Source organism: Pedobacter yonginensis (assembly GCF_003173595.1).
GTDB lineage: Bacteria > Bacteroidota > Bacteroidia > Sphingobacteriales > Sphingobacteriaceae > Pedobacter > Pedobacter yonginense.
In genome coordinates this window covers 1,121,948-1,145,123 of sequence record NZ_QGNZ01000001.1, presented here as the reverse complement: position 1 = coordinate 1,145,123, position 23,176 = coordinate 1,121,948, and the positions used below count along the sequence as shown (strand labels likewise).

Below are 23,176 nucleotides of genomic sequence, written 5' to 3'. Positions count from 1 at the left end.
ATGAAAAAAAATATATTCTATTTAGTTTTTATGCTTGTAGCCGTTTGTGCAACCAGCTGTAAAAAAGAGAGTTTCCTGCAGGATGGCTCTTTTAGTGGAACAAACGATATTACAGAAGCTCAGCTTTGGGCCAATCCAGATTATTCCAGAAACTTTTTAAACAACGTGTACTCGGTTTTATCTGATCGTTACAATTTAGATGATGGCGCCCTGTTGGCTTCTGGATCAGACGAAGCGGTAAATTCCAATTTAAACTCCTCCATCAATATTTTAAATAATGGTACCTGGAGTCCATCCAGAACATTTGATGAAGTGTATGCCGCCATGTATGTGGGCATTCGTAAAGCCAATATGTTTTTAGAAAAAGTAGATGGTAGTGCCATCATTCCGATTGATGAAGTGCTTCCTGCAAATGTGCCTGCAAACCAAACTTATGCAGCCCAGGTAGATCGTTTAAAAGGACAAGCATTTTTCCTTCGGGCATTCTTTCAATTCGAGCTGCTTAAACGTTACGGGAGCTTTCCAATTGCTACCAGAACACTTAGCCTGACGGATGATTTGGACTTACCAAGAAACAGTTTTGATGAATGTGCAAAACAAATTGCAGCCGATTGTGAGGAAGCGATTTTAAGATTGCCTTTATCGCCCACAGAATGGAGAGCTACAGATAGAGGTAGGGCTACACAAACTGCTGCAATGGCACTGAAAGCCAGATTGTTGCTTTATGCTGCAAGTCCACAGTATAATCCATCAAACGATTTATCGAAATGGCAAGCGGCGGCAGATGCAGCGAAAAGAATTATGGATACAAATAAACATGCCATTTATACTTCTTACCCAAATATTTGGTTGTGGAATGTTGGTGCCTTTAACTCTGAAACGATTTTTGCAACCTCTACGTTAAACACGGTATCTATCGAAACCAATAATGCGCCAATTAGTTACGATGCGGCAAATGGGCGCACCAACCCAACACAAGAATTGGTAGATGCCTTCGAAATGAAAACAACAGGTAAACCCATTAGCGATGCGGGCTCAGGTTACCTTGCCAGCAACCCTTACGCCAACCGCGATCCACGATTGGGATTTACAGTATTCTACAACTCGGCATCCATTCAACCTGCCCTGAGTAGCAACACCGCTTATGTGGCAACTTTATTTAAAGCCAAGCCTGTTGAAACTTTTGTTGGTGGTAAAGATGGTTTGGGTTTAAATGTAAATGCAACCAAAACAGGCTATTACATGCGTAAATATTTAAGTGAAAGCGCAGTTTGGGCAGGTACAGTAACCAACGTGCGCAGACCATGGATCTTTTTTAGATACGCAGAAGTGTTATTGAATTATGCCGAAGCGCTAAACGAAGCGCAGGGCGTGGGTGCGCAAACCGAAATTTTACGTGCACTAAACTTTATTAGAGATAGAAACGGCGTAAAAATGCCGCTGCTACAAACGACCAATCCTGCCGGTAATGGATATGTAATTCCATCACAAGCAGAGTTTCGCAAAAGAATTCGCAACGAACGTAGGGTAGAGCTTTGCTTCGAAGAACACCGTTTTTACGATGTGCGCCGTTGGAAAGAGGGCGAAATAACTTTCAATAAGCCAGTTACAGGTATGAGGATTGTACAAACAAGTGCAACTACTTTTAGCTATACTCCATTTACAGTTGAGAATAGAGTGTTTACTGCAAAAAATTATTTGTACCCAATTTCACAGAATGAATTAAATAAGGCACCAAAATTGGGTCAAAACCCAGGATATTAATAGAAAACTAAATTTTGCTCAAATTTAGGCGGTCGGTAGAAATGCCGACCGTTAATTAATTAATTGTTAGTTTTAACACCTCAATTAATTTACAGCTAAAAACACAAATTATGTTAAAATCGACCTTTAGAGTATTTTTAATCTGCTTTTCGCTTCTTTCATCAATCAGTTACGCTCAAGTTAGCTCTATTCAAAACATTCAGGCACGTAAGGTTTTAAGCTTAAATGGCAAATGGAATTACATCATCGATCCTTATGAAAATGGTTACTATGATTATAGGCACGACCCTTTTGATCAATCGAAAACAGGAACAGGTGGCTACTTTGATGATAAGGTTCAGAAAGATAAATCAGAATTGATTGAGTATGATTTCGATCATTCGCCGCAAATGAACATACCGGGCGATTGGAACTCGCAGTCAGAAAAACTCGAATTGTACGAAGGCAATATTTGGTTGCGCAGAAAGTTCGATGCCAAGCCAGAAAAAGGCAAAAGGTACTATGTTTATTTTGCTGCTGTAAATTATGAAGCCCATGTTTACCTAAATGGCAAAAAATTGGGGGTACACAAGGGTGGTTTTACGCCATTTCAGTTCGATGTAACCAATAACCTCAAAGTTGGAGAAAATTCCATCGTACTTAAGGTAGATAACATCCGCAAGCAAGATGAAATTCCGACTGTGAACACCGATTGGTGGAATTATGGCGGAATAACCCGCGATGTTTATTTGGCTGAATTTCCAGATCACTTCATTAGCGATTACAAACTTCAATTGGTAAAAGGGAATAAAAACCTTTTAAATTTCTCATTAAAGTTGGCTGATGCTACATCTAATCAAGAAGTTACGCTATCCATCCCAGAATTAAAGTTAGAGAAGAAATACAAAACCGATTCGGAAGGGAAAATCTCTGATGAATTTGTATGGAACAATTTAAACCTATGGGCACCAGAAAATCCGAAACTTTATGCAGTAAACATTAAAACCGATAAAGAAAATATTGATGACAAAATTGGTTTCAGAACCATTCAGGTAGAAGGCGATAGCATTCTTTTAAATGGAAAATCGGTTTTTTTGAGGGGAATTTCTTTGCATGATGAAAACCCCTTGCTGGCTGGGCGCTTGCGCTCAGAAGGCGATATGCGAATGATGCTGCAATGGGCCAAAGATATGAACTGTAATTATGTTCGCCTGGCGCACTATCCACACAACGAAGAAATGATTCGTTTGGCAGATGAAATGGGCTTATTGGTTTGGGCTGAAGTTCCGGTGTATTGGACCATCAGTTGGACCAATCCAGCTACCTATGCCAATGCTAAACAACAACTTACTGATTTAATTGTACGCGATAAAAATAGAGCCAGTGTTATTGTTTGGTCTATCGGGAACGAAACGCCGTTAAGTGATGCCCGATTGAGTTTTATGAGCAATTTGGCCGAAACTGCTCGCGCTTTGGATGATACCCGATTGGTTGCCGCCGCTTTAGAAGTGCATAGAGAAGGCAATAACATTATTTTAAACGATCCGCTGGGCGAGAAGATAGATTTGGTGAGCTTTAACGAATATGCCGGTTGGTATTGGGGTGGGAGTCCATCAGAAATTACCAAATACAATTTCGATATAAAATATAAAAAACCAGTGGTGATTACCGAGTTTGGTGGCGATGCTTTAGGTGGCTTCCATGCAGATGAAAATACCCGTTGGAGCGAAGAATATCAAGAAGCACTTTACAAAAACCAAATTAAAATGCTCAGTAAAATTGGTGCATTAAGAGGGATGACACCTTGGATTTTGACCGATTTTAGATCGCCGAGAAGACAACATCCCATTTATCAGAATTTTTGGAACCGTAAAGGCCTAATTAGCGAAACCGGAAAGAAAAAGAAAGCCTTCTTTGTTTTGAAGGATTTTTATGCAGAAATGCAAACCAAATACAAATAGATTATACCATGAAAAATGTAGGTTCGATAACTAAATTTATGCTTTCGGTTGCATTGTTGACCTTTTCTTGCGCGAAAAATAAAGCGACCAGTATTGAGCCTACACCACAATCGGCGGCAGTGGAAACCACCTTGCAGGGGGCAATGCCTTTCCCGATGGGGGCTGCGGTTAATATAAGTTTGCTAAAAAACAATTCTGATTACCGCAATTTGGTGGTAAAAGAGTTTAATAGCGTTACCGCTGAAAATGCGATGAAATTTGCTTCCGTGCATCCATCAAAAGATGTGTATAATTTTGCAGATGCCGATTACCTTGTCGATTTTGCTCGACTAAACGGAAAGCGGGTGCATGGACATACCTTAAATTGGTATAAATCTTTGCCAGATTGGGTAAACAATTTTCAAGGCACCACGGCCGATTGGGAAAACCTATTGAAAACCCATATTCAAACGGTTGTTGGTCATTTTAAAGGAAAGATTGTATCTTGGGACGTGGTAAATGAGGCCATTAACGAAGATGGAACCATGCGAAACAGCATTTGGGTGCAGAAATTAGGTGCAGACTATATTGGACGAGCATTTCAATATGCGCATGAAGCCGATCCAGGTGCCTTATTATTTTATAATGATTACGGACATGAATTTGGTCCGACAAAACGAACAGCTATTTTAAACTTGGTTAACAGCTTAAAAATTAAAGGCATCCCGATTGATGGAATTGGATTACAGATGCATACGCGAGTAACGCAAAGCGATGATAATTTAATCAACGCCATTAACCTTGCTGCGGCAACAGGCCTAAAAATTCACCTTTCTGAGCTCGATATTGCTTTAAATCCAGAAAATAATCAAACCCTAACCTTTACAGCCGCACTTGGTGCGCAACAAGCCGCTAAGTACAAAACCATTGTGAAGGCTTACAATGCAATCCCTAAAAACCAACAATTTGGAATAACCACCTGGAACGTTACCGATGCAGACAGTTGGATACCAACAAATTATAATCGACCAGATTGGCCTTTGCCTTTTGATGCACAGTATCAAAAAAAGGCAGCTTATCAAGCAATTTTAGATGCAATTAAATAGAAATACCATATTATAAATGAAACATTATTTACCATTAGCACTCATTCTATCCCTATCTCTTTCTGCTTTTGCTCAAAATCAAAAGATAGAAAAGAAAATCGATTCTGTTTTAAAACTGATGACTTTGGATGAAAAAATTGGTCAGTTAAACCAATACAATGGAGGCGATGCAACCGGACCAATTACCAATAACGCTTCCAAAGCAAAAGAAATTAGAGATGGCAAAGTTGGTGCAATATTAAACATCAAAGGCGCAAAAGAAACACGAGCAATGCAACAGGTTGCCATGCAATCGAGGATGAAAATTCCTTTGCTTTTTGGTTTAGATGTAATTCATGGCTATCGGGTTACTTTTCCAATACCCTTGGCAGAAGCGGCAAGCTGGGATTTAGGCTCGATAGAAAATGCTGCTCGTGTGGCTGGAAGAGAAACGGCCTCATCTGGTGTGCATTGGACCTTTGCACCCATGGTTGATATTGCTCGCGATCCACGTTGGGGCAGGGTAATGGAAGGTGCAGGAGAAGATACTTATTTGGGATCTAAAATTGCCTTCGCCAGAGTAAAAGGCTTTCAAGGTAAAGGATTGGGGAATTTAGATGCCGTGATGGCCTGTGTTAAGCACTTTGCCGCCTATGGTGCTGCCATTGCAGGGCGAGATTATGCCGCGGTTGATATGAGTGAACACACCCTTTGGGAAGTGTATTTACCTCCTTTTAAAGCCGCTCTTGATGCCGGTGCAGGCACTTTTATGAATTCTTTTAACACTTTAAATGGAATCCCAGCAACTGGAAACGCTTATTTACAAAGAGATATTTTAAAAGGAAAATGGAAATTTAATGGTTTTGTGGTAAGTGATTGGGGTTCAATTGGTGAAATGATTGAGCATGGTTTTGCTAAAGATAAAAAGCAAGCCGCAGAATTGGCCATTAAAGCTGGAAGCGATATGGATATGGAAAGCCTGAGTTACCTGCCTAATTTAGCCAAGTTGGTTGCAGAAAAGAAAGTTCCGGTTGCGGTAATTGATGATGCGGTTAGAAGAATCCTCCGTAAGAAATTCGAATTGGGTTTGTTTGATGATCCATATCGTTTTAGCAATGAGGCACGCCAGGAAAAAGAACTGAACTCGCCAGAAAATAGAAAGGCTTCTTTGCAAATGGCCGAAAAAAGTATCGTTTTGTTAAAAAACAACAATCAGGTTTTACCCTTATCAAAAAATTTGAAGAAAATAGCCGTAATCGGGCCATTGGGAAAATCTGAAAAAGATATGCAGGGATTTTGGTCAATCGCTTGGGAAAATGATCAACTCGTTTCTTTGTACCAAGGCTTAAAAAATAAAGTTGGCGATAAAACCGAATTACTTTATGCAAAGGGTTGCGGAATATCGGATACCTCGAAAGCGGGTTTTGCCGAAGCCTTAGCGGTTGCCAAACAGGCAGATGTAATTGTAATGGCCGTGGGAGAAACCTTAGATATGAGCGGCGAAGCCAAAAGTAAAACCAATATCCACATGCCTGGCGTACAGGAAGATTTGATTAAAGCCATGCAGGCTACAGGAAAACCTGTTGTGGTATTGGTAATGGCAGGCAGACCTTTAATTTTTAACTGGACAGCCGATAACGTACCTGCAATTATGTACACTTGGTGGTTGGGTAGCGAAGCTGGAAATGCAATGGCCAATGTTTTATTCGGCGATTACAACCCTGCAGGAAAACTCCCGATGACTTTTCCTCGTGATGAAGGACAGATACCCTTGTACTACAATTATTTAAGTACGGGGCGCCCGGCTAAAAACGATGAAGAAACCGTTTACCGTTCAGGGTATCTCGATTCGCCAAATAGTCCGAAGTTTGCCTTTGGCTACGGTTTAAGCTACACCACTTTCGAATATAGCAACTTGAAATTAAGTGCCACACAACTTAAAATGGATGGCAAAATTGAAGTGAGCTTTACCTTAAAAAACACAGGTAAATATGATGGTGAAGAAGTTGCACAGTTGTATTTGCAAGATAAATTTGCTTCGGTGGTGCGTCCGGTTAAAGAGTTAAAGGACTTCCGGAAAGTATTTTTGAAAGCGGGCGAAAGCAAGAAAATTACTTTTCTAATTGATAAAGACAAACTTTCGTTTTACAACCAACAACTTAAATGGGCTGCAGAAGCGGGGGATTTTAAATTATTGATTGGCACTGCATCGAACAATATAAAATTAGAGCAAGATTTTGTGTTGGTTGAATAATTTGCTGTAATACAAACGCAGCGTTTAAAAACAAGACATTTTGAAACCATAATTTGATCTCTTTTTAGGAGGGATTGGGGCGTTTTATGCCTGAAAAATGAGGGGGAATGGGTGTTTTTTACAGGCTTTGTATTTATTAAACCCGATAGTACGGAAAGCCACAATTTTTCATTGTGCTTGGAGGGATAGCGGGACTGATGCACCCGAAGATGTACAGGCATTGCTTTTCAAATGATTTTGAGTGCGGAAATTTTAAATAACCCTTAACCTGCTGGATGCATGGCTAACCAGATTAAAAATATAGAATGTTACAAGTAAACCCATTGATAAGATCGTTAATACTCTTTTTTGCCGCCTTTTGGGTGATAAATGCTGATGCACAAGATGCCGGTCGGAAAACGATTAGCTTAAACGACCAATGGGAATTCCACAAGGAAAATGGCTCGGTTGAAAAAGTAAACATTCCGCATACTTGGAATGATCAGGATGTTTTGGATGATGTTTCGGGTTATTATCGTGGCTTGGGCATTTACAAGCGTAAGCTTAATCTGGATGAAAGCGCCAAGGGCAAGGCTGTTTTTCTGGTTTTTAATGGTGTTGCACAAGAGGCCGAAGTTTTGGTAAATGGAAAATTGGCGGGTAAACATATTGGCAGTTACACCCGTTTTATTGTACCGATTAGCCCATATTTAAACTACAGCGATGATGTAATTGAGGTGAGGGCCAATAACCGCTTTAACGAAGACATTGCACCCTTAACGGCCGATTTTACCTTTTTTGGTGGGATGTACCGAAATGTTACCTTGCTGATAACCAATCCAGTGCACTTTTCTCAAAGGGAAAACGGAAGTTCTGGCGTTTTTATCACTACACCACAGGTTTCTGCAACAACGGCAAGTGTGCAAATCAAAAGTTCTATTGATAAGCCCTCCACGGGAGTGAAAAAAGTGCAGCTTTTAACAACCGTGTTTGATGCTCGCGGTAGGGCAGTAGCCAGCCAAACAACTGCTTTAAACTTGGTTAACGGCAATGCAATTTATGTACAAGATATAAAATCAATTAAAAACCCTGAGCTATGGTCGCCAGAAAACCCCTATTTGTACCGGGTGGTGAGCAAAATAATTGATGTTAAAACGAAGGCGATTATCGATCAGGTTTCTAATCCGCTTGGTTTTAGATGGTTTAAATTTGATGCCGATAAGGGCTTCTTTTTGAATGATAAACCTTTGAAGTTGATTGGGGCAAGCCGGCACCAAGATTATGAAAACTTAGGCAACGCCACGCCAGATGCCCTGCAAACCCGTGACATAGAATTGCTTAAAAACATGGGCGGCAATTTTTTAAGGGTTGCGCACTATCCGCAAGACCCCTTAATTTTAGAAGCCTGCGATAGATTAGGCATTTTAGCCTCAGTTGAAATTCCGGTAGTAAATACCATTACCGAATCGGAAGCATTTACAGCCAACTGTTTAAACATGCAAACTGAAATGATTAAGCAAAACTTTAACCACCCAAGCATTATTATTTGGGCCTACATGAATGAAGTTTTGCTTCGTCCTAAGTTTTCTAATGATAAGCCACGCCAACAAATTTATTATGAGCACATTCGGGAGCTTGCGCAAAAATTAGATGATTTGACTAGAAAAGAAGATCCATCTCGATATACTTTGTTGGTGAACCACGGAGCTTTTGATGTGTACAATAAAGTAGGCTTAACCAAAATACCAATGATTGTGGGTTGGAACTTGTACTCTGGATGGTACTCTGGCGCTCCGGCAGATTTTGCTAAGTTTCTGGATCGGCACCACAAAGAGCTGGCCGACAAACCGATGTTGGTAACGGAATATGGTGCTGATGCTGATCCTAGAATCCGCTCGTTTTTGCCTGTTCGGTTTGATAAAAGTATAGAATATGCCATTCAATTTAATCAAGTGTATTTGAATGCCATGTTGAGCCGACCTTTTGTAAGCGGTGGCATGGCTTGGAATTTAGCCGATTTTAATTCCGAAACCCGTGAAGAAACTATGCCACACATTAATAACAAAGGCTTATTAACCATTGGGCGTGAACCAAAAGATACGTACTTTCTTTATCAAGCCTATTTGGCCAGCAAACCCTATCTTAAAATTACATCCGCACAATGGAAAGAAAGAGGTGGTGTGGCAGATTCGGCTTATGCTAGCTGCTCGCAACCCTTGCAAGTGGCTACAAATTTATTATCTGTAGAGTTATTTCTAAACGGCAAAAGTTTGGGCGTTAAAACAGCTATAGATCACATTTGCCAGTGGGATGTGCCTTTTGTAGATGGAAATAACCAAATAAAAGCCGTTTCTGGAGAAAATAGTGATCAAATTGACGTGAATTTTCAGCTTCAGCCTTACCGCTTTGCAGATCAAATTCAGTTTAAAAACATAAATGTGCTTTTGGGTTCAAAACGATTTTACATTGATGAGAAAGAACATCAGCTTTGGATGCCTGATCAGCCTTACCGAACCGGAAGTTGGGGCTGGATTGGTGGAGAGCCGTTTAAAGGAACCAACAACCGCATTACTTACGGTAGCGATAAAAATATTTTAGGAACCGATAACGACCCGATTTATCAAACTCAACAAGTTGGCATTAAGCAATTTAAGTTTGATGTTCCAGATGGTGAATACGAGCTTTCGTTACATTTTGCCGAGTTGGTTGGCGGAGAAACTAAAGAGGCATTGGCTTATAATTTAGATAACAACCACAAAAAGGAAGTGGTAGAACAGCGCATTTTTGATGTGGCAATAAATGGCGTTTCCTTTATGAGCAAGCTGAACATGGCAAAGGATTTTGGTTATACTACGGCAGTTAAAAAGAAAACCACCATAACCGTTCAAAACGGGAAGGGGATTGCGATAGATTTCAATGCGATTGAGGGTAAGCCTGTTTTAAATGCCATTCAACTCAGAAAAATATATTAAAATTTGCTCGTTAAAGTTGCCCATTTAATTGTTTAAGCGTACCCTGTTAAATTAAAGAAACCTACGTTTTTTAAAAGCTTAAGAATATTGATTGATGTTAAAGAAAATTAAATATATAACCTTATTAAGCCTACTGTTTACGAGCAAGTTATTGTTGGCACAACAATCTGTTCGATTAAATAACAATTGGGAATTTTTGCGTCAAGATTTGGGCGGCATTTGGGAGGCCGTTCGTCCCGTTGGGCTCGGTAATCCTGAAGCGGTGCCGATTTGGCAAAGTGTTACCCTGCCACACTGCGTTAATGCCTTAGATGCTGTAGATCCTGAGGTGAATTATTATCAGGGGCCATCTTGGTATCGTACCCAATTGGCTATAAATAATCCGTATCAAAAGGGCAGAACCATTTTGCATTTTGAAGGTGCCGGACAAAAAACAGAAGTTTATGTGTACACCACCAAAGTGGCTGCGCATGTTGGCGGTTACGATGAATGGACGGTTGACATTACCGATGCAGTAGCAGAATTTGAAAAAACGGAGGTTTATAAAAAACAATTTAAAGGAAAGATTCCGGTGTCAATCCGCACAGATAATAGCAGAGATTTGGAAATGATTCCTTCTGATTTATCTGATTTCAATGTGTATGGCGGCATTTATCGCTATTTAAACTTGGTATATGCCCCTGCGCTTTCTGTAGATAAACTTTTTGCGAAAGCAGAAGTTGATGCGCAAGGCAAATTGGGTAAATTGAATGTTCATGCTCAATTTTATAATCCAAAAGGTATAGATAAGGCCACCATTCAACTTCAGTTATTAGATCCCAGCGGAAAGTTGCTTGCAAAATCAAATAAGAAATTAGATGCATTGTCAGGCAATTTAGATTTGTGGACTTTTGAATTGAAAAAACCTCAACTCTGGTCAACGGATAAACCAGCACAATACACGGTTCAATATGAAGTCATTTCATCAGCAGGAAATGCCAAAGGCGAAGAAAAAGTAGGCTTCAGACACATCGATTTTATAGAAAAAGGCCCTTTCAATCTAAATGGCAAGAGATTGCTCCTCAGGGGCACGCATCGCCATGAAGACCATGCAGGGGTAGGCTCGGCAATGACGGAGCCCATGATTCGCCAAGAAATGCAAATGATGAAAGATATGGGCGTAAATTTCATTCGCTTAGGCCATTACCAACAGTCCAGAATTGTATTGAATCTTTGTGACAGTTTGGGCATTTTGGTTTGGGAGGAAATTCCATGGTGCAGAGGTGGCTTAGGTGGAGAAGTTTATAAGCAACAAGCACGCAGAATGCTAACCAACATGGTTGAGCAACACTATAACCACCCAAGCATTGTGATTTGGGGTTTGGGTAACGAAAACGATTGGCCAGGAGATTTTCCTGAATTTGATAAGGAAAAGATTAGAACCTTTATGAAAGAATTGAACGACCTTTCGCATAAAATAGATCCCGCTCGTTACACGGCCATTAGGCGTTGCGACTTTTGTAGCGACATTGTAGATGTGTATTCACCATCCATTTGGGCAGGCTGGTATCGAGGTGCCTACACCGATTACAAAAAGGCTACAGAAGAAGAATTTGCTAAGGTTAAGCGTTTTTTGCATGTAGAATGGGGTGGCGATAGCCATGCTTTACGTCACTCTGAAAATCCAGATAAAGCACTCAGTAAAATTAAAACAGGTGGAAGCGCAGATGAGCGAGCAGGCGATGCTTCACTTTATGGTGGTGCAGCCAGAATTTCTAAAGATGGCGACTGGAGCGAATCATACATCGCTAATTTAATTGATTGGCACCTGAAAGAACAAGAAAACATGCCTTGGTTAAGCGGAACTGCATATTGGCCTTTTAAAGATTTCTCGACAGCGATACGTCCAGATAACCCGGTACCTTACATGAATCAAAAGGGGGTAGTAGAAAGAGATTTTACCAAAAAAGAATCCTATTATGTGTTTCAGTCCTACTGGACAGAAAAACCAATGGTGCACATTTACGGTCACACTTGGCCGGTTCGCTGGGGCGATGAGGGCGAAGAAAAAATGGTCAAAGTATATTCAAACTGTAGCGAAGCGGAAATCTTCTTAAATGGTAAAAGCTTTGGTTCGAAAAAAAGAAACAGCCAGGATTATCCTGCTGCAGGCTTACGATGGAATCTTCCGTTTTTAAAAGGCGAAAATACGGTGAATGTGATCGCCAAAAAAGGTAAAGAAACCGTAACCGATGAAATTAAGTTCAACTATCAAACCGAGAAATGGGGCAAGCCAAACCGATTGGTGCTGAAGAAAATTGCTCAACAAGATGATGTTGCCACAGTAGAAGTTAAGCTATATGACGATAAAAATGTGCAGTGTTTGGACGCCATTAATTGGATAAATTTCGGTTTAACTGGAGATGGTAAACTAATTGATAATCAAGGTACTTCATCTGGTTCAAGAAAAGTGCAAGCCTACAATGGTAGAGCCATAATTAAAGTAAAATTAAACAAAGGTACAAGCATTGTTTCTGTAAGGTCTGATGGATTGAAAACTGTATTTACCGAATTATAAGCTTATGAAAAAAATCATCCCAACCCTAATACTAATCATCTCACTTTTCGTAATAACAGGTTTCACCAGGATTAAAACTCCTGCTGAAATGGACATAATCGCCTTGAAAACCGAAGCCAAAAAGCTGTTGCAAAAGCAAATCTTACAAGAGGCCGCATGGGCTATGCAACAAACACCCATTACGGTAACCGCATCATCATCACCAAGAAGTGCGGGTGGAAAGCACGATTTTTTTTCAGAAGCCGACTACTTTTGGCCCGACCCCAAAAACCCAGATGGACCATACATTAACCGAGATGGATTGACCAACCCCGATAACTTTGTAGAACACCGTAAGGCCTTGATTCGTTTAAGCAAAATTGTTGGCGCATTGGCATCAGCGTATAAACTTACGGGCGATGAAAAATATGTGAAACAAGCAGTAAAGCATTTAAGCGCTTGGTTTATTAATACCGAAACCAAAATGAACCCCAATTTGCTTTTTGCCCAGGCCGTCAAAGGCAAATTTACTGGTCGCAACTATGGTATTATTGATACCATTCACCTAATGGAAGTAGCTCAGGGCGCTTTGATTATGGAAAATGCAAAAACATTCGACAAAAAAACAGCTCAAGGCGTAAAGCAATGGTTTGCCGATTACATCCTTTGGCTCAATACCAGTAAACCCGGTATTCAAGAAAAAACGGTAAAGAATAATCATGCCACGTGCTGGGCCATGCAAGTAGCCGCTTTCGCTAAACTCTGCAAAGATGAAAACATGCTCGATTCTTTGCGCATAAGTTATAAAACCATTCTACTGCCTAATCAAATGGCAGTTGATGGCAGTTTTCCATTGGAAATGGCTCGCACAAAACCCTATGGTTATTCTATTTTTAATTTGGATGCCATGACTATGCTTTGTCAAATCCTATCTACACCGAAAGACAATCTGTGGAATTTTGAAACGGCGGATGGAAAATCTATTAAAAAAGGGATTGCTTACCTATACCCATACATTGCCGATAAAAGCAAATGGACGCTCAAACCCGATGTAATGTATTGGGAAAACTGGCCTGTAGCCCAGCCATGCCTACTTTTTGGTGCCGTGCAGTACAATCAAGATGAATGGTTTAGAACATGGAAAAAGTTAGATCACGCCCCTAAAGTCGAAGAAGTAATCCGCAATCTTCCTATCCGCAACCCTTTAATTTGGTTATAATGAGCACATTGAAATCCATAACAAACATGATAAGCTATAAGCCTAATCTCAGATTTCCTCTAGCGCTAGTGGTTTGCATGTTCTTCGTTTCAATATTTGGGACAAAAGTTGCTTTCGCGCAAGAGTGGCAATCAAAATTTGTCAAAATGAATAAGGATGGGCATTTACAATACACTGCCGACGAAAAAGGCAATACCATTCCCGATTTTAGTCGGGTAGGCTATCATCAAAACGCAAAAGCCATTCCTCAGGTTAAAGTCGTTGTAACCCTTTCAGCTACAGGCAACAATGATGAAGCTAAAATTCAAGATGCCATCAATCAATTGGCAATGAAACAACCTGATGCAAATGGTTTGAGGGGAGCAATTTTACTAAAAGAAGGCATTTACAACATCCCAGGAAGTCTCAAAATCGCTGCAAGCGGAATCGTATTGCGTGGAGAAGGTGCGGAAACTAAACTCCTAGCCACAGGCATCGGCAAGCGTAAAACCATAATCGCCTCTGGTGAAGGAAAACTAAGCGAAATTGCAGATACAAGGGTAAAAATTACCGATCATTATGTTCCCGTTGGTACAAAATCACTACATCTTGCATCAACCCAGGGCTTTGCCGTTGGCGATCAGATTGTAGTCTATCGTCCGGCAACGGCCAATTGGATTCACGATTTAAAAATGGATCAAATTGAACCGGGAACTGGCACCATTCAATGGACGCCTGAAGATTATAATTTCGAATTTGAAAGGAAGATTATCGCCATCAAAGGGAATGAAATTAAATTAGACAACCCGATTGTGATGGCTATGGAAGATCAGTACGGAGGTGGATTAGTTTATAAATGCAGTTTTAAAGGCAGGATATCTGAAGTAGGTATCGAAAACTTAGCGCTAGAGTCTGAATATAAGAGTGATACAGATGAAGAACATGGATGGGATGCAATATCATTTAACAAAATTGAAAACAGTTGGATAAGCGGTGTAAGCAGTAAATATTTTGGTTATTCGTGCGTTAATCTTTCACACGATAGTAAACAAATTACCGTGAAAGACAGCAAATGTTTGGCTCCAAAATCACAAATTACAGGCGGTAGAAGGTATTCTTTCAACAATGATGGGCAACTGAACTTATTTATAAACTGCTATGCATCAGAAGGTAGGCACGATTATGTTACAGGTGCAAAAGTTTGTGGCCCGAATGTATTTTACAACTGCGTATCAGAAAATGCAAAGGGAGACATTGGGCCTCATCACCGCTGGGCCATGGGTACTGTGTTTGATAACATTAAAACCGATGGCGAAATCAATATTCAAGATCGCGGTAATTGGGGAACAGGGCATGGTTGGGCAGGTGTAAATCAAGTGCTTTGGAATTGCACAGCCGCAAAAGTTACCGTTCAAAACCCATACGTAAGTGGGTCAAATTATGCCATTGGCGTTCAAGCAGAAAAAACTGAAGGTCGGTTAAAGGGCAGGCCAAATGGCGTTTGGGAAAATCAGAATAAAACGGGGTTAAAGCCTTCATCATTATATTTAAAACAGGTAGAAGAAAGCAAGAAATAATATGAATTTAAAAATTAAGTTATCGGCCTTAATGTTATTGTCTTTCAGTATGGTAAAGGCACAAAAAGTAGATGTTGCCAAAGCCTTTGCATCGGCACAAAAACAAACTGACCTACTTGTAAAAAATGTTGATTCTGCACGGGCAATTAAGCCCCTATTGGTTTCGCCCCGAACGGTAGAAAAAGGAGCATTTAAAATGGTGGTTTCTAAAGATTGGACAAGTGGATTCTTTCCTGCCGAACTTTGGTATTTTTATGAATATACAAAAGATAAAAAATGGTTAAATTTAGCTAAAAAATATACGCAAGATATTAAAAAAGAGCAATTTAACACGGGTACGCACGATTTGGGCTTTATGATTTACTGTCCCTTCGGAAATGGCTATAAGTTAACGAAAGATACTGCCTACCGTTCGGTTATTATTCAGGCAGCGAAATCGCTTTCTACCAGATTTAACCCAACCGCAGGTGTCTTAAAATCATGGGATCATAATGGCGATAAATGGAAATATCCAGTAATTATCGATAATATGATGAATCTTGAATTGCTTTTCGAAGCCACCAAATTCACTGGCGATTCATCTTTCTATAAAATTGCAGTATCACACGCCAATACGACGATAAAAAACCACTTCCGACCCGATTTTAGTTCATATCACGTAATTGATTATGACATTCAAACAGGTAAGGTTCTGCAAAAATTAACGGCGCAAGGCTATGCAAACGAGTCGGCATGGGCGCGAGGACAGGCTTGGGCTTTATATGGCTACACCATGTGCTTTAGAGAAACAAAAGATCCAAACTATTTGAAACAGGCCAACGGGATAGCTAACTTTATTTTAAATAGTAAAATAACACCGGCCGACGGAATTCCGTATTGGGATTACAATGACCCACAAATTCCAAATGTATCCAGAGATGCATCAGCGGCAGCAATAACCGCGTCGGCGCTGTATGAGCTGGCTAAATATAGTAAAGCCGATGCCAAGAAATACAAATTGGCCGCCGATAAGATTTTGTTATCACTTAGCACAAAATATGTAAGTAAACCAGGTGCCAATTACGGTTTTATTTTAGAGCACAGCACAGGCCATCGCCCAGCAAAATCAGAAATAGATGTTCCCATTAACTATGCTGATTATTATTATTTGGAGGCGCTGTTGAGAAGTAAAAAATAGATATGAGGGCATTTAAACGTTCATGTTTTATCGTATGGCTTAGCGTAATTGCCTTGGTGGCCTTTCGTGCCGAAAACTTGCCGAAAACCAAAGTGGTTATAGGCTATGTAGGTGGGTACAGGGGTTTGGTAGATGTTTCTAAAATTGCAGCGCAAAAGCTTACCCACATCAATTATGCCTTTGTGAACGTAAAAAATAATCGGGCTTTCTTAAATCGGGAAGCAACCGATACGCTAAATCTCCAAAATTTAAATAAACTGAAGGCGGTAAACCCCAACTTAAAAATATTGATTTCTATTGGCGGTTGGGCTTGGAGCGAAAATTTTTCTGATGCCGCACTTTCTGATACGTCTAGAAAAGCATTTGCCCAAAGTGCAGTAGCCATTATCGAACGATATAATTTAGATGGTATTGATATCGATTGGGAATACCCCGCAATTGCCGGAGAAGAGGGTAACGTTTACAGGCCAGAGGATCAACAAAACTTTACTTTATTGCTGAAGGACCTGCGCGAGGAATTAAATCGTTTAGAAGCAAATCAAAAATCGAAAAAACTACTAACGGTTGCGGTTGGTGGCTTTGTCAATTTTATCCGCCATACCGAAATGGCACAGGCACAACAATATCTGGATTTTGTAAATCTAATGACTTACGATTTCTACAATGGAGATTTTGCAGGGCACCATACCAATTTATACAATTCCAAAAGTCATCCAGCAGAAAATGATGCCGATAAAACTTTTAAAGCCTTCGTTGCAGCTGGTGTTCCTGCCCATAAATTGGTGATGGGGATTGCTTTTTACAGCCGTGCCTTTACCCTAAAAGGAAATTCAATAAAAGGTTTAGGTGATTCTGTTATAAGTAGCAGATACGGAAAGGGTTATACATTTATTAAAGACAGTTTAATAAATCAAAAAGGATTTGAGGCTTACTACGATAAAGAGGCAAAAGCATCTTATATCTTCAACCAGACAACGCGTGAGTATATGACTTACGATGACGAAAAATCCGTTCAAGAGAAATGCGAATATGTAAACAAAAATAAAATGGGTGGGGTGATGTTTTGGGAGTACGATGCAGACCTTAACAGTTACTTACTCAATCAGATAAACAAAACATTAAAGTAATCGGATTGACAAGAATAAAACAAATCATGTGATGAGGAACGTATCCGCTTAATTTATAAATTGTTAGCGTGCAAAAAAAATGTGTTAAAGATGAATCAAAAATAAAAAGCAGAAATATTTTCAATTTTTTAGGTCATTCGCCCGATTTATTCGGAAATTCGGCTGATAGGAATTGTTTAGGAACAGCCTAATTTGTGCTTCCCAAAACATAATAATAACATTAATAGAGCAAAATAAATGAAACAAAATCTCAGTATCCTTTTAATTTTGGCAAGCGCATTTGCTGCATCTGCCCAAACTAAAAAAGCAACAAAGCCTGTGGCAAAGGCCGTTCAAGTTTATACCGTTGGCAATAAAAAGGTAACGGTGTACACCACTGCCGAGAAAACAGACTATCGAATGAGTAAAACGGAAACCTTAAGTTTTACCGAAAATAAGCAACCGTTTGAAACAGAGCCTTGTATCTTTATCGATCCAACCGTAAAGTATCAAACTATGGTGGGTATTGGAGGTGCCTTAACGGATGCATCGGCAGAAACTTTTGCCAAACTTTCTAAAAAAAATCAGCAAGAGCTGCTAACAGCATATTATAGTGCTAACAATGGCATTGGATACACTTTAGCACGCACAAACATCGCCAGCTGCGATTTCTCCAGCGGAAGTTACACTTATGTTCAAGATAACGATAAAGACTTAAAAACGTTCAGCGTTAAACATGATGAGGCCTTCAAAATTCCGTTGATTAAGCAAGCCATTGCTGCCGCAGGAGGAAAATTGCCACTTTTTGTAAGTCCATGGTCTCCACCAGCTTGGATGAAGGATAATAATAGTTTGGTTCAGGGTGGTCATTTATTGCCAGCATTTCGCCAAAGTTGGGCCAACCACTACGTAAAATTTATCAAAACTTATGAGGCCATGGGTATTCCAGTTTGGGGCTTAAGCGTTCAAAACGAACCAATGGCAAAACAGAAATGGGAATCGTGTGTATTTACCGCCGAAGAAGAACGCGATTTTATCAAAAACTTTTTAGGCCCAACCTTGCAAAAACAAGGCTTAGCCTCTAAAAAATTAATTGCATGGGATCATAACCGCGATCAGATTTTCCAAAGAGCCAGCACAATTTTAAACGATAAAGATGCCGCTAAATATGTTTGGGGAATTGGTTTCCATTGGTATGAAACCTGGACAGGTAGCGAGATGCAATTTGGTAACGTACGCCAAACGCACGATGCATATCCGGATAAAGCCCTAATATTTACAGAAGGTTGTAAAGAAAAATTCGATGTTAAAAAATTAGATGATTGGACTTTAGGAGAGCGCTATGGAAACTCTATGATTAATGATTTTAACAGTGGAACAGCCGCTTGGACAGATTGGAATATTCTTTTAGATGAAAACGGTGGCCCAAACCATGTGGGTAATTTCTGTTTTGCCCCGGTACATGCCGATGTTAAAAATGATAAGTTAATTTATACCAATGCCTACTACTACATGGGGCATTTCTCCAAATTTATCCGTCCAGGCGCGAAAAGAGTGGGATCCGCATCCAGCAGAGATAAATTGCAGGCAACAGCTTTCCTAAATACAGATGGAAAATTAGCCGTGGTAGTGATGAATCAATCCGGCGATAAATTAAAATACAGCTTGTGGATTAAAGGACAAGCGGCAACAACAACAAGTTTACCGCACTCCATCACCACATTGGTAGTAGATTAAATAGAACGCTCAAAATAAAAAATCAGATGATAAAAGAAGTGGAAAGCCTATTTTCCTTAAAAAACAAAGTAGTTGTGGTAACAGGTGCTACAGGTGTTTTGGGAGAGGCTTTTGTAAATGGCCTTTGCGGAGCTGGTGCATCAATCGTAGTAATCGGTAGAAACGAAGAAATCGCCAAAAAAAGGGTAGAAGAAGCTAAAATTGCAGGTTGTAAAGCCATTTACATCATTGCCGATGTGCTGGACGAGCAGAATTTAATCGATGCGAAAGATAGAATTATTGATGAGTTTGGAAAAATAGATGCATTGGTAAATGCGGCAGGAGGAAACGTGGCAGAAGCCGTAGTTCAACCAGCCAACGATGTATTTGATTTAAATATTTCTGCCTTAAAGCAAGCTTTCGATCTTAATCTTTTTGGTACGCTCTTGCCCACCCAAATTTTTGGTAAAGAGATTGCCAAACATGGTGGGAGTTTAGTAAACATTTCTTCCGTTTCGGCAACGCAGGCGGTTACAAGAGTTTTAGGCTATTCGCTTGCTAAATCAGCAATAGATAGTTACACAAAGTGGATGGCAGTAGAGCTGGCGAACCGTTATGAGGGGAAAATCCGAATGAATGCACTGGTACCTGGTTTTTTCATCACCAATCAAAATAGGGCATTGTTAACCAATGAAGATGGTTCGTTAACGCAAAGAGGGCAGGCCATTATCTCGAAAACCCCTTTTAAACGCTTTGGCGAACCAGAAGAATTAATTGGTGCCTTGATTTACCTTTTGAGTGATGCATCAAAATTTGTAAACGGAGAAAATATTACCATAGATGGAGGTTTTTGTGCCTTCTCAGGAGTTTAAAGCTTTAACAATATAAACTGAAAATCATACAAACCTATAGCTCCTTTACAAAGCGTAATCAACCACAAAGGGCTAATCCCAAAACAAAATGAAGTACAAAAAATTAGAACAAACTTGGCGCTGGTACGGACCAAATGATCCGGTTTCTTTACAGGATGTGAAACAAGCAGGAGCAACAGGCATTGTAACAGCATTGCATCATATTCCGCATGGAGAAATTTGGCCATTGGAAGATATTCAGGAACGGAAAAAATTGATTGAGGCTTCAGGCTTAACTTGGTCGGTAGTGGAGAGTGTTCCCGTTCACGAAGCCATTAAAACGCGTAGAGCCGATGCAGACTTGTACATCGAAAATTATAAAACCTCACTTCGCAACTTATCCAAATGCGGAATCAAAGTGGTGTGCTATAATTTTATGCCCGTTTTAGATTGGACACGTACCCAGCTGGATTTGGCGATGAAAGACGGTTCTAAAGCCCTGTATTTCAATTGGATTGATTTGGCGATTTTCGATTTGTATATTTTAAAAAGGGCAGATGCAGAAGCTGATTATTCGCAATCCATTTTGCAAAGAGCTATTGACAAATATTCGAAGTTAACCGCGCAGGATCTGGATGATTTAAGAATTAATGTTTTAATGGGCATTCCGAACGAAAAAGAAATTGAATTGGAAACCCTTCGCAACAGCATTAACGAATATAAAGCAATTGGTACGCAAGGATTAAAAGAAAATTTGAAGTATTTCCTTTCCTCGATTGCTGGTGTTTGTACGGAAGAAGGCATTAAAATGACCATTCACCCCGATGATCCACCATATCCAATCTTGGGGCTTCCAAGAATTGCGAGCACCATAGAAGATTTCGAATACATCATAAATGAAGTCAATCAAGAATTTAATGGCGTATGTTTCTGTACAGGGTCATTGGGCGCAGGGATGAAAAACAATGCTTTAGAGATTTTTGAAGCCGTTAAAAAGCGTGTTTATTTTGCCCATTTGCGTAACGTAACCAAAGATGAGGATGGCAGTTTCTACGAAGCAGATCATTTAGGTGGCGATGTTAACATGTACGAGATTATGAAAGCGATTTCTGAAGAAAATGCACAGAGAGATACATCAATCCCATTTCGGCCAGATCATGGTCATCAAATGTTGGATGATTTAGCTAAGCAAACCAATCCAGGTTATTCTGCCATCGGCCGATTGAGAGGCTTAGCTGAATTAAGAGGTTTGGAAATTGGTGTAACGGGTAATTATTAAACTGTTTTAGATAAAATATTAAAGGTCTGTTTCTTTACCAGAAGCAGACCTTTTTTATATAAGCAAGCTACTGAAAATAAAGCATATCGAATACTTGAAGGTTACAGTTGCCCCAACTTTACTTTTAAAAGCGCTTTAAGTTCAGTCTGGCTCAAAATTTGTTTAGCTTTGAACATGGAAAACAGCAACACCCCTGAAAAGAAAATTCTAAAACCATCAGTTGTACACGATGATTTACCAGAGGTTAAAAAGCCAGAGCATCTGCGTAAAATGCCTTTAAGTCAAGATGATGCCTTGCCAGAAAATCCAGAGCGCAATTACCATCACGAAGAATTTCGGTCCATTTCTGGAAGCCACGACGAAATCAAACACGCTGATGATGATGTTTGGAACGGAGAAGATGCTTAATTAACTTTTCGAGCTAGAGCATTATTTATTCAGGCTCACAATGTTGTCTTAATTGCTTTGGTCCTTGAGGCCAAATGTAAGAGGTAGTTTGTTTTTTCCAGCCCAAACTTTTATAAAATCGATCTGCACCAGGTGCTGCACTTAAATTTACGAAGTGATAGTTAACAAGGGTATCATTTAAGGCTGTAACCAAATACTTGCCCAATCCCTTTCCTTGATATTCAGGATCAACAACGATATCTGCCAGCATAGCGTAATACCTACCATCACCAACAACCCTTCCAAAGGCAATAATGCGATCATCATCATAAACGAAAATGGTAGTGGTACTATTTTTAAATGCCAAGGCAATTTCCTCAGCTATTCTATGTTTCCATGCCACTTTTTGAAATAGTGAGCGTACATTGCTCCAGTCAATTTGCTCTAAATTGGGATTTAATTGGTATTGATAGGTGGTATTTGACATTGTTGTCTCCATGTTTATCATTATTTATGAGGACACAACCCCGTAACTATTCCAAAAGTTTTAAAATTTTGCTAGATCGCGTACCACCGTCGGCGTTACACCCACCAGTCTTGGGATTAAACTATTAGTACCCTTATTAGGAATGGAGCCAAACTTTGAATCAATTACAATTGTTCAATTAAAGAATTAAAAGCGAAAAAAGGATGAACAACGAAGAAAACGAGCAGGCACAATCAGCATCTGATTTACCTACTGGAATTAAAGGAGACAACACAGTTAAAAATCCTGATGATTGGACAACTGGCGATGAGCCAATGACAGGTGCGCAAGGATCATATTTAAAAACGCTTTCTGATGAAGCAGGTGAGGAGTTTGATGATAATTTAACCAAATCTGAAGCATCAAAGCGTATAGATGAGTTGCAGCACAAAACCGGGCGTGGTTTAAATAACAACCAATAAAAATTTGACCTATCCGCTTGGTGGGTGGCACGGCCTCCAGTCGTCCATTACGGTTGAGATTGCATCGACTTAGAATTACAAATGACAGGAACTTTATTGAACAAATCAGAAAAGATGATGTTGTGATAGTACACTACAAAAAAATCTATCACCATGGAAAGCAATAATCAGTACGATAAAACAAAGTCAAATGTAAAGGATTCTGAAGAAACCAAAGATTTAAAGCAAGATGACAACAAATCTCAAGCAACCGACGGAGCTAACTCATCAAGGGAGGGGACCAAAGAAAAAGATTTGGGCGATTTAAGCGAACAAGTTAAAGGCAGTGATGCAGATGCTGATCAAAGCGTTGGCGAAAAGTACAACTAGCAGCTTAGATAACTTGTTAAAAAAAAGAGCCGTCTAATTTTTAGACAGCTCTTTCTAAA

17 protein-coding genes are annotated in these 23,176 nt (G+C 39.8%); 16 read left to right on the top strand and 1 reads right to left on the bottom strand.

The window, feature by feature from the left end:
- The 14 genes from DHW03_RS05045 to DHW03_RS04980 all read left to right on the top strand — a co-directional run bounded on the left by DHW03_RS05045 (position 1) and on the right by DHW03_RS04980 (position 21,821).
- On the top strand, positions 1 to 1,764 hold the full coding sequence (locus DHW03_RS05045) for a RagB/SusD family nutrient uptake outer membrane protein (protein ID WP_109924619.1): 1,764 nt from the start codon (positions 1 to 3) through the stop codon (positions 1,762 to 1,764).
- Positions 1,765 to 1,874: 110 nt separating this feature from the next.
- A complete protein-coding gene (locus DHW03_RS05040; RefSeq protein WP_109924618.1) occupies positions 1,875 to 3,704 on the top strand; it encodes a glycoside hydrolase family 2 protein in 1,830 nt (609 codons plus the stop codon).
- Between the two features lie 8 nt (positions 3,705 to 3,712).
- Positions 3,713 to 4,789 carry an endo-1,4-beta-xylanase gene (locus DHW03_RS05035; RefSeq protein WP_240618468.1) on the top strand — a complete coding sequence of 359 codons (1,077 nt, stop codon included), beginning with the start codon at positions 3,713 to 3,715 and terminating at the stop codon, positions 4,787 to 4,789.
- Positions 4,790 to 4,805: 16 nt separating this feature from the next.
- On the top strand, positions 4,806 to 7,022 hold the full coding sequence (locus DHW03_RS05030) for a glycoside hydrolase family 3 N-terminal domain-containing protein (protein WP_109924617.1): 2,217 nt from the start codon (positions 4,806 to 4,808) through the stop codon (positions 7,020 to 7,022).
- 305 nt (positions 7,023 to 7,327) lie between these two features.
- Positions 7,328 to 9,973, top strand: a complete 2,646-nt coding sequence (locus DHW03_RS05025; RefSeq protein WP_109924616.1) for a glycoside hydrolase family 2 TIM barrel-domain containing protein — start codon at positions 7,328 to 7,330, stop codon at positions 9,971 to 9,973.
- A 94-nt stretch (positions 9,974 to 10,067) separates the two neighbouring features.
- Positions 10,068 to 12,530 carry a glycoside hydrolase family 2 TIM barrel-domain containing protein gene (locus DHW03_RS05020; RefSeq protein WP_109924615.1) on the top strand — a complete coding sequence of 821 codons (2,463 nt, stop codon included), beginning with the start codon at positions 10,068 to 10,070 and terminating at the stop codon, positions 12,528 to 12,530.
- Positions 12,531 to 12,534: 4 nt separating this feature from the next.
- On the top strand, positions 12,535 to 13,728 hold the full coding sequence (locus DHW03_RS05015) for an alginate lyase family protein (protein ID WP_109924614.1): 1,194 nt from the start codon (positions 12,535 to 12,537) through the stop codon (positions 13,726 to 13,728).
- Positions 13,729 to 13,874: 146 nt separating this feature from the next.
- The gene (locus DHW03_RS05010; protein ID WP_240618467.1) at positions 13,875 to 15,284 is read left to right on the top strand and encodes a hypothetical protein; all 1,410 of its coding nucleotides are present in this window, start codon (positions 13,875 to 13,877) and stop codon (positions 15,282 to 15,284) included.
- Between the two features lies 1 nt (position 15,285).
- Positions 15,286 to 16,461 carry a glycoside hydrolase family 88 protein gene (locus tag DHW03_RS05005; protein WP_109924612.1) on the top strand — a complete coding sequence of 392 codons (1,176 nt, stop codon included), beginning with the start codon at positions 15,286 to 15,288 and terminating at the stop codon, positions 16,459 to 16,461.
- A 2-nt stretch (positions 16,462 to 16,463) separates the two neighbouring features.
- On the top strand, positions 16,464 to 17,588 hold the full coding sequence (locus DHW03_RS05000) for a glycoside hydrolase family 18 protein (RefSeq protein ID WP_109924611.1): 1,125 nt from the start codon (positions 16,464 to 16,466) through the stop codon (positions 17,586 to 17,588).
- A 237-nt stretch (positions 17,589 to 17,825) separates the two neighbouring features.
- Positions 17,826 to 19,304: a glycoside hydrolase family 30 protein gene (locus DHW03_RS04995; RefSeq protein WP_109924610.1), complete on the top strand. Its 1,479-nt coding sequence runs from the start codon at positions 17,826 to 17,828 to the stop codon at positions 19,302 to 19,304.
- 26 nt (positions 19,305 to 19,330) lie between these two features.
- Positions 19,331 to 20,155 (top strand): SDR family oxidoreductase, encoded by an 825-nt coding sequence (locus DHW03_RS04990; protein WP_109924609.1) that lies wholly within the window; start codon positions 19,331 to 19,333, stop codon positions 20,153 to 20,155.
- An 88-nt stretch (positions 20,156 to 20,243) separates the two neighbouring features.
- Complete coding sequence (uxuA, locus tag DHW03_RS04985; RefSeq protein WP_109924608.1) at positions 20,244 to 21,413, top strand: mannonate dehydratase; 1,170 nt, start codon at positions 20,244 to 20,246, stop codon at positions 21,411 to 21,413.
- Positions 21,414 to 21,587: 174 nt separating this feature from the next.
- On the top strand, positions 21,588 to 21,821 hold the full coding sequence (locus DHW03_RS04980) for a hypothetical protein (RefSeq protein WP_109924607.1): 234 nt from the start codon (positions 21,588 to 21,590) through the stop codon (positions 21,819 to 21,821).
- A gap of 25 nt (positions 21,822 to 21,846) precedes the next feature.
- Here DHW03_RS04980 and DHW03_RS04975 read toward each other — a convergent pair whose 3' ends face one another.
- Positions 21,847 to 22,299, bottom strand: a complete 453-nt coding sequence (locus DHW03_RS04975; RefSeq protein ID WP_165825360.1) for a GNAT family N-acetyltransferase — start codon at positions 22,297 to 22,299, stop codon at positions 21,847 to 21,849.
- A gap of 191 nt (positions 22,300 to 22,490) precedes the next feature.
- Between DHW03_RS04975 and DHW03_RS04970 the strand changes: the two genes are divergently transcribed.
- Both DHW03_RS04970 and DHW03_RS04965 read left to right on the top strand, forming a co-directional pair.
- Entirely contained in the window at positions 22,491 to 22,748 is a 258-nt protein-coding gene (locus DHW03_RS04970) for a DUF3072 domain-containing protein (RefSeq protein WP_109924605.1), read from the top strand.
- A gap of 153 nt (positions 22,749 to 22,901) precedes the next feature.
- Positions 22,902 to 23,117, top strand: a complete 216-nt coding sequence (locus DHW03_RS04965) for a hypothetical protein (protein ID WP_109924604.1) — start codon at positions 22,902 to 22,904, stop codon at positions 23,115 to 23,117.
- Positions 23,118 to 23,176: the final 59 nt, after the last annotated feature.